Below are 12,771 nucleotides of genomic sequence, written 5' to 3'. Positions count from 1 at the left end.
CAGTTATTGTGCCGCTTATTGCTTTGATGGAGTGATACCATATAATTATCTGTCTCAAATCCAAATCGCGCCGATGTAGTGCGGTGCATCCGGGCAAGCTGACGTCCCAACTGTTGCGATGATGTTCTGCTACTTTGTCCTGCATTAATCCATTGCAACATGAGGTAACTTTCGTTCTCCGTAGCGCCCTGTAAAATGACTTCTGGTACAGCTATTGAATTTGTTTTGCGTATAGCGGCCAGGCCCTCCGCCTCGCTTTTAAACATGCGCGGAAATTTATGGCGGCTGTTTATTTTAATAAAGAAATTACCCAATGTGGTTTGTAAGCGATAGGCCAGGTTAATATCGCTTCCGGTTACCGGGGTTATATGCTTAATTGTAGCATTCAAGCCAAGTTCAATATCATTTACTACGCCTGCCGATACAGTCATTTTGCCCGGATATTATTTAAATTAAACATTTCAAAATAGTTAATTTATTAGCCGATACAAATTATCGGTTTAAAAAGTTATTTTTGCGGTTCAATGGAGCACATTCGTAATTTTTGTATCATAGCACACATCGACCACGGCAAAAGTACACTTGCTGATAGGTTATTAGAATATACTAACACCATAACGCAGCGCGAATCGCAGGCACAGTTGCTTGACGATATGGATCTGGAACGCGAGCGCGGTATTACCATAAAAAGCCATGCCATACAAATGGACTATGAGCTTGATGGGCAAAAATATGTGCTCAACCTGATCGATACCCCCGGTCACGTAGATTTTTCATATGAAGTATCCCGTTCTATCGCAGCTTGCGAGGGTGCTTTATTGATAGTTGATGCGGCACAGGGCATTCAGGCGCAAACTATTTCAAACTTATACCTTGCTTTAGAGAACGACCTGGAGATCATCCCCATCCTAAACAAAATGGACCTTCCCGGCGCTATGCCCGAGGAAGTAAAAGACCAGATCGTTGACCTTATTGGCTGCAAACGTGAGGAAATCCTCGCTGCATCAGGCAAAACAGGTATGGGCGTGCACGATATTCTTCGTGCTATTGTTGAACGCGTTCCTGCTCCGGTAGGTGATCCTAAAGCTCCATTACAGGCTTTGATCTTCGATTCGGTATTTAACTCATTCCGTGGTATCATTGCTTACTTTAAAGTAGTTAACGGAGAGATCCGCAAGGGCGATAAAGTGAAATTCGTTGCTACTGAAAAGCAATACCTTGCTGATGAAGTTGGTACGTTGAAATTACGTCCGCTGGCTAAAGATGTGATCAAAACGGGCGACGTAGGTTACATCATCTCAGGCATAAAAGAAGCAAAAGAGGTTAAAGTAGGTGATACAATTACCCAGGTTGATCGTCCTTGCGAAGTTGGGATCCAGGGTTTTGAAGAGGTAAAGCCAATGGTATTTGCCGGCATCTACCCTGTTGATACTGAAGATTATGAAGAACTGCGCGAATCAATGGCCAAACTGCAGTTAAATGATGCTTCATTAGTATTTGAACCGGAATCATCTGCGGCATTAGGCTTCGGCTTCCGTTGCGGTTTCCTGGGCATGCTTCACATGGAGATTATCCAGGAGCGTTTGGAGCGTGAGTTTAACATGACGGTAATTACTACTGTACCCAACGTATCATACGTGGCCCATACTACCAAAGGCGATGAATTTATCGTAAATAACCCATCCGATCTTCCCGACCCAAGTAAAATTGATTTTGTAGAGGAGCCATATATCAAAGCAACGATCATCACTAAATCTGAATTTGTTGGCCCGGTAATGTCGCTTTGTATCCAAAAACGCGGTACTATCACCAATCAATCATATCTGACGTCCGAGCGTGTTGAGCTGATCTTCGAGATGCCGATGGGCGAGATCGTATTTGATTTTTATGATAAATTGAAGACCATTTCAAAAGGTTATGCTTCTTTTGATTATCATCAGATTGGCTACCGTCAATCTGACCTGGTAAGACTGGACATCCGCTTAAACAGCGAACCTGTTGACGCATTGTCATCTCTTATCTTCCGCGGTAACTCTTACGATTTTGGTAAAAAGATTTGTGAAAAGTTGAAAGAACTTTTACCGCGTCAGCAATTTGAGATCATTATCCAGGCCTCTATCGGTGCCAAGATCATAGCCCGCGAAACAGTAAAAGCTTTACGTAAAGACGTAACAGCCAAATGTTATGGTGGTGATATCTCCCGTAAACGTAAGTTGTTGGAAAAACAGAAACAAGGAAAAAAACGCATGCGCCAGGTAGGTAACGTTGAGATACCTCAATCGGCATTTATGGCGGTTTTGAAGTTGGATTAAGCCCCGGGGTCCTTTGATGGGAAGTGAGGGTGAGTAAATTGATATATTCTGTATAGGTTAGTTACATATTTTACAGCAACCGGGTTTGTTAAGCATATTCATTTAGGAGACTTTGTTTATGGTAAATGGATTGTGTACGATGCCGGCGAACCGAAATATTACATTGATGCTTTCAATAAATACGCAGACTCAAATAGAATTATATTTGAAATGCTCCTGAACAATAAAACGGAAACCATTGAAAGTATCCTTAGTAAAATCAATCGAAATCACGGATTAAAATTATCCCTGGATAACAGGCCTTTTATAAAAGTACGAGTAAAATCAGAGCCGGTAAATTTAAGTTTGCCGCCCTTACCTGATCACTTCATTAAAAACATCTAACAATGCAGCTTTTAGACGGAAAATACGTATCAGAAAAACTTAAGATTGAAATAGCTGAAGAAGCAGCTAAAATATTGGAGAAAACCGGCCGCAAGCCACACTTGGTAGCGGTATTGGTTGGCCATGATGGTGGCAGCGAGACTTATGTTGCCAGCAAAATGAAGAACTGCGAAAAAGTAGGCTTCAAATCATCATTGGTGCGTTATGAAGATGATGTTACTGAAGACGAGTTACTAAAAAAAGTAGAGGAATTAAATGCGGATCCTGATATCGATGGCATCATCGTACAGCTTCCGTTACCAAAACATATCGATCCTGAAAAGGTAACCGAACGTATCGATCACCGTAAAGATGTTGACGGTTTTCACCCCGTTAACCTTGGGCGTATGCAACGCAATTTGCCTTCATTTATTCCGGCAACGCCTTATGGTATCACTTTAATGCTTAAAGAATATGGCATTGAAACAGCCGGTAAACATTGCGTAGTTGTTGGTCGTAGCAATATTGTTGGTTCGCCAATGAGCATCCTGATGGCACGTAACACCACTCCGGGTAACTGCACGGTAACCATTTGCCATAGCCGTACGCCTGATATCAAAAAATTCACGCTTGATGCAGATATACTGATCGTTGCTATTGGTAAAAAGAATTTCATTACTGCCGATATGGTAAAAGATGGTGTTGTAGTAGTTGACGTAGGTATGAACCGTGAAACTTCGACCACAACAAAATCAGGCTTTAAGCTTTATGGTGATGTTGATTTTGAGAATGTAGCACCAAAATCTTCCTGGATCACTCCTGTACCGGGCGGTGTTGGTTTGATGACCATTGTTGGTTTACTTAAAAATACTTTGGCTTCGGCTAATAAAGAGGTTTATAAATAAAACTCCATTTTCATATAAATCGTCATTGCGAGGTACGAAGCAATCCCCGATAAGCAGGTCCGCCCTGTATAGTTTGGGATTGCTTCGTACCTCGCAATGACGGAATTAATAAAAAGCACATTCTACTTAAACGCTTGCTTTAACTTATCCCAAACGGAGTTTACACCAACATAAACGCCGTCATCTCTCATTTCAACCGGGTAAGTTTCAATAAAATCATTTTGTCCTTCGCCTCCTTTACCCGTTTCCAGATCATAGGTATATCGGTGGTATGGGCAAACAATAAGTTTTCTTACACATAAGCCTTCACTTAAATCAGCACCGGCATGCGGGCATTTGGCCGATACCGCATAGAGCTGTTCATCAAAACCCACCAGGCAAATACTTTTGCTACCAGCCTTAGCCTTTTTTATGAATGGCTTTTCAATGTCGATTATGCCTGAAACTTTATACCATCTCATTTACAGAATGTACTAACTGAGGAATTTAGATCGCGATAGCCCTGGCCAAAGTTAAATTTTTCATAAACAATGCGCGACAATAAAATCTTAACAGGCAGAGCCTCCCTAAGTTCCTTTATGTCGTAATAATAAATTAATACCTTTCGATCTGTGCTCCACTCAAAACCAAGTTTTTCTAATGGGTGACGATGTGCGGTGTCATGCTCGTCGTCAAAATCTATCGAATAGTCATAATTGCGGGATTCAAAATCAGGCTGATGAGTTATACGCAAAAGATCACCGGTAATTTCAAAGTCGATATGGAAATTATCTTCTGCACTCAAACACAATCTAAACTTTTTTATTTGCTTTGCGTACAGGCCGGACAGTGCGTCGTCAATTACCTGGCTATCATTAAAATAGTAATCAGTTTGCTGTCTGTTTAGTTTTTCAAGTTCGCCTCTCTTTTCGGCAATTAGATCTTTATAAAAAGAAAGACGTTCACTATCCTCAAAAGCGCTCATCCTTCTAATCCATCTTTCAATTTCGTCCTTTTTATAATAAAAAGGGTCTTTAAAGCGCTTTAATACACCAAGATGGTTGTCCAAACGCCAAAGACCTTCGTGCTGATAATGAGCATACAGGTAATCATATTCGGCCAGGTTTCTTTTGATCGACAATTCAAGTGATTGCTTTTCACTTTCAAAATATTCAATAATTTGATCAAGGTCAGATTTCATAAGTACAAGATATGTACTACAAATTTCAAAGTCTAATATTACTCCATTATTTCTAAATCTTAATATGGGGCAGTAAATCCTTAAAAATCTATCTTCAGGTTCATCACATTGGGGTTTTTGATCACCTCATCCATACTGGTAACCAGGGTAACTTCCCTCCTGTCGGCCGAGAGCATGGCCTTTGAATTATTGATCTTCTTTACCGGGTGGGCAAATCTCAGGATCACCTTATAAGGCATGTCGATAAGCATTGCCTTGGCCATCATGAAAGTAGCCTGCGTCTTTTTCAAAAAAGCGTTGAATTTGGCTTTGTCAATGATGCGGTAAAATCTATGAGGAGTTATATCATACGAATAGTAATCCTGCCCTCCTACCATTTGTCGCGCATCGAATGGTTTATTGGCTTTATCCGTAGTAGTTATAGCACTGATCTGTGTATTAAGTGCTATTTTAGATACATTTTGCAAATAGTATTGCAGATCAGCAGCGTTTTTTGCTGTATGATTAAGTGTCACTTTCATAACACTCTTTTTAAGGTTCATATTAACAGTCAGCTCACTGCTTTTGGCCATTTCAATTTCTTCAGCTTTCAGTTTTTGCTGGGCGCTATCGGGTATTGCGCTGTAAAAATTAAGTGTTGTATCCTTAACCAAACTAAATTGAGGAGTTTGCTTAACCGAATCAGACATCAGGTTAACCAGCACTGATACCGCCCTGCTCATATCAAAAGCGTAAGCAACCTTACAGGTTCCGTCACTTTTAAAATCGTAATGCTCTTCAATATCCACACATGAACTAAAACAAAGTACCACCAGTAAAATTAAAGGAAAGTAAAGTTTTTTCATCTCCGGATATAAATTAAGCGTTACCGATACAGTTATAACATTTTACGAAAATACGGTTAATTGGTTATCTTAAAATTAAAAGTAATAATAACAATTATTAGTGGAAATAAAAAAAGCCAAATACTGAAAGCAAAAAGCGTAAAGCTCTATGCATGCTATCAATACAGTGTCATTTATTTCTCCTATTGTTCCAATTACTGCGCTTTTGTTATTGCTTTCTGCCTTGAGCTTTAAGCTTTCAGCATAATTAAGTACCTTTGCACCCTTAAATAACTATGGCACACCAAATACCAGACGACGGCACGTTGCTTCCTTTAATGGAAGAGTTTTATACGATACAGGGCGAAGGATACAACACAGGTAAAGCTGCGTATTTCATTCGTCTTGGTGGCTGCGATGTTGGTTGCCATTGGTGCGATGTTAAAGAAAGCTGGGATGCCGAACTGCATCCGCTCACAGCAGCCGATACCATTGTAAGTAACGCAGCGCTTCATCCGGCAAAAGCTGTTGTGGTAACCGGCGGCGAGCCCCTTATTTACAACCTGGATTATTTAACCCATCAGCTGCACGAAAAGGGAATAAAAACATTTATCGAAACTTCAGGTGCATACCCGCTCTCGGGTGATTGGGACTGGATCTGCCTTTCGCCAAAAAAATTCAAAGCACCTACCCCTAATGTGGCCGAAAGTGCACACGAGCTGAAAGTGATCGTGTTCAACAAATCTGATTTTGAGTGGGCCGAATATCACGCCAAAATGGTATCGCCCGATTGTAAGCTTTACCTGCAGCCCGAATGGTCAAAATCCAAAGAAATGACCCCGCTTATTGTTGACTATGTAAAAGAGAATCCACAGTGGGAAATTTCACTACAAACACATAAGTATCTGAATATTCCATAATCTTTGTAACTTACGATATTAAATTATCCTAAGTTATAAATGAAGATTGCAGTATTATTGGTGCTTGCGTTATGTTTACCTGCGTTGCTTTGCGCCCAGCAGCCAACCAGGTATTCGTCGTCCAATAAAGAAGCTGTAAAATTTTTTGTTAGTGCCTATCAAAACCTCGATGAACATCTTTATGATGAGGCTATTAAAAATTCATTGAAAGCCATTGGTGAAGATTCAAAATTTGTAGAGGCGCATTTATTACTTGCCGACTTATACCGAATGAAACGAATGTATAAATCAGCTGTTGAAGAGTATGTTAAAGTCATTTCACTGAGCCCTGAGTTTAACAGGGGGGCGTATCTTAAAGCCGGTGAAATGGAAATTCACAGCGCAAGTTATACACAGGCGCAACAACATCTCGAAAAGTACCTCACCTATCCAGACCTCAGTCTTGAAAACATCACTTACGCAAAAAAGATGCTTGCAGACGCTAAATTCAGTATTCAGGCTATGGCTCACCCGGTACCATTTAAACCCATAAACATCGGGCCTGAAATAAACACGGCTAACGATGAATATCTCCCGGTTGCGACAGCCGACGAGAACACTTTAATATTTACCCGGAAAATTAACAACAACGAAGATTTCTATAAAAGCGAGAAAACGAACGGCAAATGGAGTACCGCCACTTATCTAAGCAATCAAATAAATACCGAAAAATATAACGAGGGCGCCCAGTCCATATCGCAGGATGGTAAATACCTTTTTTTTACTGGCTGTAATCGCCCAGATGGCTTAGGTAGGTGCGATATTTACATAGCCCAAAAAAAAGGCAATGATTGGGGGAAGCCCGTTGATCTGAACCCGCCGGTAAATACATCGGGGTGGGAATCACAACCATCTATAAGCGCCGACGGGCGCACCCTTTATTTTATAAGTAACCGCAAAGGGGGCTATGGAGGTTATGATATATGGAAAAGCACGTTGGGCGAAACAGGATGGGGCGAACCAGAAAACCTTGGCCCTAATGTTAATACTCCTTATAACGAACAATCACCATTTATACACCCGGATGATAGTACACTTTATTTCAGCAGTGATGGTTGGCCGGGCTTAGGTAGCAAAGACTTATTTGTAAGCCGATTAGGCAATGATGGTAAATGGCAAAAGCCCGAAAATCTGGGTTATCCCATCAATACCAGCGACGATGAAGGGGGCTTATCATTAACTGCCAATGGAGATTATGCTTTCTTTTCGTCAAATAGTTTAAACGGGTTTGGCGGCTATGACATATATAAGTTTGAGCTCCCGATTCATATTCGGCCACGATTGGTTACTTATGTTAAAGGCTTTGTAAAAGACATTAAAACAAAACAACCGCTTGAAGCAGCTGTTGAGATCATTGATCTCGACACTAATCAACCCGTTTACCAGGATTACAGCGACGAGGTTCAAGGCGATTTTTTAGTCACGCTAACATCAGGCAAAAATTATGGGCTTAATATTTCAAAAAGCGGCTATCTGTTTTACTCTGAAAACTTCTCGCTTAAAAACTATAAAACCAAAAATCCATTTAACATTGTAGCCCTGCTATCACCTATTGAAATCGGGAATAAGGTGATACTCAAAAATATCTTTTTCGATACCAATAAATATGATCTTGAAAAGGAATCAAAGGCAGAGCTCGTGAAGCTTATTGAGTTTTTAGGTGTAAATCCAACGGTACGTATTGAGATATCCGGCCATACCGATAACGTAGGCAATCACCAGGGGAACCAGGTCTTATCCGAAAACAGGGCTAAATCCGTTTACAAATACCTTACATCAAAAGGCGTTGCTCCTGGCCGCCTTGTTTACAAAGGCTATGGTGAAACACAACCTATAGCACCCAATACAACAGACGAAGACAGGGCTAAGAACAGGCGTACGGAATTTATGATCATAACTAAATAAGCTTTTACAATTTACACGCCATATTTTCTTTATTTTAGTTTAACTCCAATTGTAAAACTTAAATGAGAAAAACATCCCTGATCATTACTGCTGCGGCATTTATTTCATGTGCATTTATTTATAAAAACATTGGTAAACCATGGCAGGGAAAAATGCAGCAGCTTCCGGGAAGGCTGGAATGCGAATATTATGACGAAGGTGGCGAAGGAGTAGCTTATCATGATACCGATAGTACAAACAACGGCAACGGAAAACTTAACCCTGCAAACGGCACATTTTTAAACGAATTCAGGATGCACGAAGGCGTTGACATCTCTTACACAAAGACAGGCAATATCGACAATAATCCGTACAATAAAGTTCCCCGGGATCTTAACAAATTCTATGTTGGCTGGACACAACCAGGCGAATGGATCAACTATACCGTTAAAGTGAATAAGACAGGTACCTATCCTATCGGTGTGTTGTATACATCAAATGGAGATGGAGCAATTTCGCTTGACATTGACGGCAAGGATGCCACCGGACAGATGAAGATAGCTTCAACACATGACAGCCGTGATACTGTAGCATGGCGGCAATGGCACCACTGGAATGCCTCTGACTCTATTGGTTCAATAACACTAAGCAAAGGCGTACATGTCCTAACCCTCCATATAGTTGCTAACGGTAATATGAACCTTGACTATATCAACATTGGAGCGGGCGCAAAATAAAAAAGCCTTCAGAATTTAATCCAAAGGCTATCTGTATTTTAAGTCTTAAACGGTTAGTTCCCTAATTCCGACATGAATTTAATACGCATTAACTGTACCTCTTCACGGGTGTAATCGTCGCTGCCCAATTCGGCTAAAGCTTCATCAATAGAGTCGGCTTCGGCAGTGCGGAAATAATCAAATACCTCTTCCTGCTTATCCTCGTCAATAACCTCGTCAATATAATAGTTAAGGTTAAGCTTGGTTCCTGAGTTAACAATAGTTTCAACCTCCTTCAGGATCTCCTCATAAGTAAGCCCCTTTGAGGCAGCTATATCATCAAGGTTTAAATGCCTGTCGATATTTTGAATAATGAACACTTTAAGCGCCGATTTATTGGCTGCACTTTTGATCACCATATCAATCGGCCTGTCAATATCATTATCCTCTACATATTTCTGGATCAGATCGGTAAATGGTTTACCGAACTTCAGTGCCTTTCCTGCACCAACACCCGAAATTTGTTTAAGCTCTTCGGTATTGATGGGATAATGGGTACACATCTCCTCTAAAGATGGATCCTGAAATATAACAAACGGAGGTAGTCCTTTTTGCTTGGCCAGCTTTTTACGCAGCTCCTTAAGCATTTGCAAAAGCTGAGTATCAAGTGCACCACCGCTTTGTTTTGGCCCGTCATCATCGCTGTCATCATCCGTAGCTTCCATTATCTTATTCAACACAAAACGGATGCTGTGCGGATTCTCAATAAAGCCGTTACCACTTTTAGTAAGCCTTAAAAGCCCGTATTGATCAATATCCTTTGAAATATAATTATTGAGCAAAGCCTGCCTTAAAAGCGAGTTCCAAAGGTTTTTACCTAATTCTTTACCCGAGCCATAATAATCAAGCTGGTCATGCTCATAATTTTTGATCTGCGCATTTTCCTCACCCATTAATATGCTGATGATATGATGGTCGTCAAACTTCTCGCCAATATGTTTGATCAAACTCAACGCTCTGTGCAGGTGTTCTTCACCATCAAAATGCTCCTTGTGGGTACAGCAGTTATCACACATGTTATTACAGCCTGCTTCATTGAAATTTTCGCCAAAATAATGCAGCAACTGTTTACGACGGCAAACCGACGATTCGCAATAATCAATAACTTCCTTGAGTATCTGGGTACCTATTTCGCGTTCCGAAACAGGTTTATCTTTCATGAATTTCTGAAGTTTATCAATATCCTTTTCTGAATAAAAAGATACACAAACACCTTCTCCACCGTCGCGCCCGGCCCTGCCTGTTTCCTGATAATATCCTTCCATGCTTTTAGGCACATCGTGGTGTATTACGTAACGAACATCGGGTTTATCAATACCCATACCGAACGCTATAGTGGCAACAATAACATCAACATCTTCCATCAGGAATTTATCCTGTGTATCGGCACGCACCTTAGGATCAAGTCCGGCATGATATGGCAGTGCCTTCACTCCGTTAAGATTAAGTACCTCAGCTACCTCCTCAACCTTTTTACGGCTAAGGCAATATATAATCCCTGATTTTCCCTGGTTTTGCTTTACAAACTTTACTATCTCTTTTATAACGTTACGCTTGGCCCTTACCTCGTAAAAAAGGTTACCACGGTTAAATGACGATTTAAATACGGTAGCATTATTCATTTGCAGGTTCTTTTGAATATCCTGCTGAACTTTAGGGGTAGCTGTAGCTGTTAACGCTATGATAGGTATGTTTTCGCCGATGTTGCTGATAACCTGGCGTATTTTGCGGTATTCGGGCCTGAAATCGTGCCCCCATTCCGAAATACAGTGCGCTTCATCAACCGCAACAAATGATACATGGTTCAGGCGTAAGAAGTCTATATTTTCCTGCTTGGTTAACGATTCGGGTGCTACGTACAGTAACTTTGTTTTGCCTGCCAGTACATCTTCCTTAACCTTGCCTATCTCTGATTTTGTAAGTGATGAGTTTAAAAAGTGGGCTATACTATCTGATCCTCCAAACGCCCTGAGCTGATCTACCTGGTTTTTCATCAGGGCTATCAGTGGTGAAATTACGATTGCCGTGCCATCACTCATTAAGGCCGGTAACTGATAACACATCGATTTGCCGCCCCCGGTAGGCATAATAACAAATGTATCATTACCAGCCAGGATATTGGTTATTATCGCTTCCTGCTCTCCCTTAAAATTATCAAACCCGAAAAAATTCTGGAGATTGTCAAATAGCGATTTCTTTGTTTCTATCATTATTTTAACAAATTCTTAAATTGTATTTAAAAGTTTAAAGTAACAAAATTTTCTAAATAAACGCTGGATTTACTTTTAAATTTTATGTAAAAATGATGATGAGATGAAAAACAATTTCCTTAATTGGTTATTTAAATAACCAGACAAATTTGCCACTACACATGCCATTAAATTATTTAGGTACACTTAATGGATAATTAACAAATTAATACACATTTTTACGGTCGATATACCAAATTAAAATTTCTTTACTTTCTCATGAATAAAAACTATTATGCGATAATTATGGCTGGTGGGATTGGAAGCCGCTTTTGGCCGATAAGCCGTACTTCGCACCCTAAACAGTTTATAGATATTCTTGGCACAGGTAAAACCTTAATACAAAATACCTACGAACGTTTCCTGAAAGTATGTCCGAAAGAAAACATATACATTGTTACTAACGAAAACTACACCAAGCTTGTTAAACAACAGCTTCCCGACCTGGAGGATCAGCAGATCCTTACAGAACCGGTAATGCGTAATACTGCACCCTGCGTTGCTTACGGCTGTTTTAAAATTGAAAGCCTTAACCCTGATGCTGCCATTGTTGTGGCCCCTTCCGATCAGCAGATCCTGGATGAAGATGCTTTTGTTACCGCTATCGAGAAATCATTGCAAACTGCCGCCTCTAATGATTACCTGATAACACTGGGCATTAAACCATCAAGACCCGATACCGGATATGGATATATCCAGTACACAGATAACATTATCAACGATGAGTTTCATAAAGTAAAAACCTTTACTGAAAAGCCTACACTTGAAATAGCTAAAACCTTTATCCAAAGCGGCGATTTTTTATGGAATGCCGGTATCTTTGTTTGGTCGGCCGGAGCTATTGTTAAAGCGTTCAGCCAGTTCCTTCCCGAAATGCATGAAATATTTGCTGATGCCAGACCGGTTTATAACTCGGATGACGAGAAGGCATACGTTCATAAAGCATATCAGCAATGTATCAACATCTCGATAGATTACGGCATTATGGAAAAAGCCGATAATGTATATGTATTGCCGTCGGATTTTGGATGGAGCGATCTTGGCACCTGGGCATCTGTATATGACCTGGCCGAAAAGGACTACGTAGGCAACGCTGTTATCCCGGCGGAAAAAGTGATAATGTACGATTCATCAAACTGCATGGTAAATGTGCCTGGCGAAAAGCTGGTGATATTGCAGGGCTTGCACGACTATATAGTTGTAGAATCAAACAACTCCCTGCTCATTTGCCCCCGCGATCAGGAACAAAACATTAAGCAGGTTGTGGCCGATGTAAAAAGTAAATTCGGGGCGAAGTATATTTAGCTTCAGTTATTAGA

At 40.5% G+C, this 12,771-nt stretch carries 11 protein-coding genes; 6 read left to right on the top strand and 5 right to left on the bottom strand.

The window, feature by feature from the left end; translation table 11 throughout:
* Positions 1–431, bottom strand: a 431-nt coding sequence (locus VF500_RS06615; RefSeq protein ID WP_330858906.1) for a fructosamine kinase family protein, incomplete at its 3' end; no start/stop codon positions are given.
* A gap of 93 nt (positions 432–524) precedes the next feature.
* On the opposite strand from VF500_RS06615, the gene lepA reads away from it, so the two are divergent.
* A complete protein-coding gene (gene lepA / locus VF500_RS06610) occupies positions 525–2,312 on the top strand; it encodes a translation elongation factor 4 (protein WP_330858905.1) in 1,788 nt (595 codons plus the stop codon).
* A 386-nt stretch (positions 2,313–2,698) separates the two neighbouring features.
* Positions 2,699–3,580 carry a bifunctional 5,10-methylenetetrahydrofolate dehydrogenase/5,10-methenyltetrahydrofolate cyclohydrolase gene (locus VF500_RS06605; RefSeq protein WP_330858904.1) on the top strand — a complete coding sequence of 294 codons (882 nt, stop codon included), beginning with the start codon at positions 2,699–2,701 and terminating at the stop codon, positions 3,578–3,580.
* A 122-nt stretch (positions 3,581–3,702) separates the two neighbouring features.
* Here VF500_RS06605 and VF500_RS06600 read toward each other — a convergent pair whose 3' ends face one another.
* From VF500_RS06600 to VF500_RS06590, 3 genes are all read right to left on the bottom strand, one after another.
* Entirely contained in the window at positions 3,703–4,041 is a 339-nt protein-coding gene (locus VF500_RS06600) for a Rieske (2Fe-2S) protein (RefSeq protein ID WP_330858903.1), read from the bottom strand.
* A complete protein-coding gene (locus VF500_RS06595) occupies positions 4,038–4,760 on the bottom strand; it encodes a hypothetical protein (RefSeq protein WP_330858902.1) in 723 nt (240 codons plus the stop codon). Before VF500_RS06595 ends, VF500_RS06600 begins: the two co-directional genes overlap by 4 nt.
* 80 nt (positions 4,761–4,840) lie before the next feature.
* The gene (locus tag VF500_RS06590; RefSeq protein WP_330858901.1) at positions 4,841–5,605 is read right to left on the bottom strand and encodes a hypothetical protein; all 765 of its coding nucleotides are present in this window, start codon (positions 5,603–5,605) and stop codon (positions 4,841–4,843) included.
* Positions 5,606–5,880: 275 nt separating this feature from the next.
* Here VF500_RS06590 and VF500_RS06585 point away from each other — a divergent pair, with 275 nt between their 5' ends.
* The 3 genes from VF500_RS06585 (at position 5,881) to VF500_RS06575 (ending at position 9,164) form a co-directional block, all read left to right on the top strand.
* On the top strand, positions 5,881–6,504 hold the full coding sequence (locus VF500_RS06585) for a 7-carboxy-7-deazaguanine synthase QueE (protein WP_330858900.1): 624 nt from the start codon (positions 5,881–5,883) through the stop codon (positions 6,502–6,504).
* Positions 6,505–6,543: 39 nt separating this feature from the next.
* Positions 6,544–8,448 carry an OmpA family protein gene (locus VF500_RS06580; RefSeq protein WP_330858899.1) on the top strand — a complete coding sequence of 635 codons (1,905 nt, stop codon included), beginning with the start codon at positions 6,544–6,546 and terminating at the stop codon, positions 8,446–8,448.
* A 62-nt stretch (positions 8,449–8,510) separates the two neighbouring features.
* On the top strand, positions 8,511–9,164 hold the full coding sequence (locus VF500_RS06575; RefSeq protein WP_330858898.1) for a carbohydrate-binding protein: 654 nt from the start codon (positions 8,511–8,513) through the stop codon (positions 9,162–9,164).
* 53 nt (positions 9,165–9,217) lie between these two features.
* Here VF500_RS06575 and recQ read toward each other — a convergent pair whose 3' ends face one another.
* Positions 9,218–11,410 (bottom strand): DNA helicase RecQ, encoded by a 2,193-nt coding sequence (recQ, locus tag VF500_RS06570; RefSeq protein ID WP_330858907.1) that lies wholly within the window; start codon positions 11,408–11,410, stop codon positions 9,218–9,220.
* Between the two features lie 261 nt (positions 11,411–11,671).
* On the opposite strand from recQ, the gene VF500_RS06565 reads away from it, so the two are divergent.
* Positions 11,672–12,757, top strand: a complete 1,086-nt coding sequence (locus VF500_RS06565) for a mannose-1-phosphate guanylyltransferase (protein ID WP_330858897.1) — start codon at positions 11,672–11,674, stop codon at positions 12,755–12,757.
* The last annotated feature ends 14 nt before the right edge of the window (positions 12,758–12,771 follow it).

The sequence above is a fragment of the Mucilaginibacter sp. genome, assembly GCF_036383575.1.
Taxonomy (GTDB): domain Bacteria; phylum Bacteroidota; class Bacteroidia; order Sphingobacteriales; family Sphingobacteriaceae; genus Mucilaginibacter.
This window is presented reverse-complemented; position numbering and strand designations above follow the sequence as displayed.